This is a genomic window from Elusimicrobiota bacterium (assembly GCA_040757695.1).
GTDB lineage: Bacteria > Elusimicrobiota > UBA8919 > UBA8919 > UBA8919 > JBFLWK01.
In genome coordinates this window covers 1-1,585 of sequence record JBFLWK010000213.1, presented here as the reverse complement: position 1 = coordinate 1,585, position 1,585 = coordinate 1, and the positions used below count along the sequence as shown (strand labels likewise).

Annotated in this window: 3 protein-coding genes; all 3 read right to left on the bottom strand. The window is 33.8% G+C overall.

The genetic code is table 11. From position 1 onward, the window contains the following. Positions 1–175: 175 nt before the first annotated feature. The 3 genes from AB1349_14230 to AB1349_14220 all read right to left on the bottom strand — a co-directional run bounded on the left by AB1349_14230 (position 176) and on the right by AB1349_14220 (position 1,425). Positions 176–553: a hypothetical protein gene (locus tag AB1349_14230; GenBank protein MEW6558483.1), complete on the bottom strand. Its 378-nt coding sequence runs from the start codon at positions 551–553 to the stop codon at positions 176–178. Between the two features lie 101 nt (positions 554–654). Next, entirely contained in the window at positions 655–1,050 is a 396-nt protein-coding gene (locus AB1349_14225) for a hypothetical protein (GenBank protein ID MEW6558482.1), read from the bottom strand. After that, the gene (locus tag AB1349_14220) at positions 1,051–1,425 is read right to left on the bottom strand and encodes a response regulator (protein ID MEW6558481.1); all 375 of its coding nucleotides are present in this window, start codon (positions 1,423–1,425) and stop codon (positions 1,051–1,053) included. Between the last annotated feature and the right edge of the window lie 160 nt (positions 1,426–1,585).

Here is a 1,585-nt window from a genome sequence, read left to right as displayed (position 1 = left end):
TTGAGTTCATATACAGCGTGACTTGCTCGTTTTAGCTCCACATATTATTATACAAAATTTGGCAAAATTTGTCGGTCGCCTTCATCCCCGCAGCAAGCTGCGGGGTATTCGGCGACATTTAAATAAAAAAACGGCTGGTATAAATCCAACCATTTTTTTGCACAACCTATTGCCACTATTTCTGCTTATTCTGTTGCTCTTTAAGTTCCCATTTCAGCCGTTTTTGCAGTATTTCGTTTTCCATAGTTAGTTTTTTGTATTGCTCACGCAATGCAGAATCTTTAAGCAGTTGTTCTCTTTTTAACCGATGCGTTTCAGTTTCTAATTCTTCTATTTTTTTATCTTTTTCCTGTAAGACCTGTTTTACAGTTTCAAGTTCTTTCTGAAGTTCATCTTTTGATTTTATTTCCAAATTTTTTAATTCTAACTTTTTTCGTTCTTGTTCTTTATCCTCAAGTTCCTGCTGTAGACGGTCTGTTTCATTTTTTAATTTATCAATCTCCTGTTGTTTTTTCTGAAGTTCAACTGGCAGGATTGTTTCTCTGTTCGCCATCTCTAACTTCAGCAGTTCAATTTCTTGCTGTTTTATTGATATTTTCTTTTTTTCGTTATAAAGTTCTGCGTTAAGTTTATCAATTTCATGTTGTTTGATTTCTATTTCAACCTGCCAGGCTTTTTCTGCTCGTTCAATTGCAGTTCTTTCTGATGCTGGGTGGTATATTCAGCAAGCTGTGTTTTGAGCGCAGAAAGTTCAGTATCTTTTAGTTTGATTTTATCTTCCATTTCTTTGATTCGTTGATGGAATCTAATATCTACATCTCTATCTATAATTTCTAACTCTTTAGTTTGTTGAGCAAATTCAAGTTTGATATTTGATACTTCTGCTTCGTATTCTATTATTTTTGTCTCTATTTCTGACACTGTATTGAATAGCATAATTTTAATATCCGTTAAAAATGGAACTGCATCAGCAGGTCTACCGAAATCTGATGATATTTTAGTTTTTATATCCTTTAATAATGCAGTTATTTCTTCCTTATATTTTTGCATTTATTCGCCTAAAATATCTTTTACTTTTGACCATAATTCATCAATATTATATGGTTTTTCAAGGAAGCCATTTATTTTCGTTTTATCAGATGAACTAAATAGTTTAGACATCATCCCTTTTGCGGTAGAAATAACAACCGGTATATTTTTTGTCTTTTCATTCTCTTTTAGTTTCAGGTTGACTGTGAATCCATCTTCTTTAGGCATCATAACATCTAAAATTAGCAAGTCAGGCAGATGTTCTTGAGTCAGTTTTAAGCCCTCTGCACCATCTTTTGCAAGAATTATTTCATAACCTGCTACTTCCAAACTATATTTTAGAAGTTCTCTCGTTTCTTCTGAATCATCACAAACCAGTATAATTGCTTTAGCCATTTCCAATAACCTGCTTCCGTCGGTAAATTCAGGGAAATGACATACTCCCCGCAGCAAGCTGCGGGGTATCTTAAAAGTCAAGTTTTAACTGGCGTCTGTCTTCTTCTGCTCTTTGATATTGGATGTATTTCTGTATAGTTTGTGCAGTTACTTTGTCGCC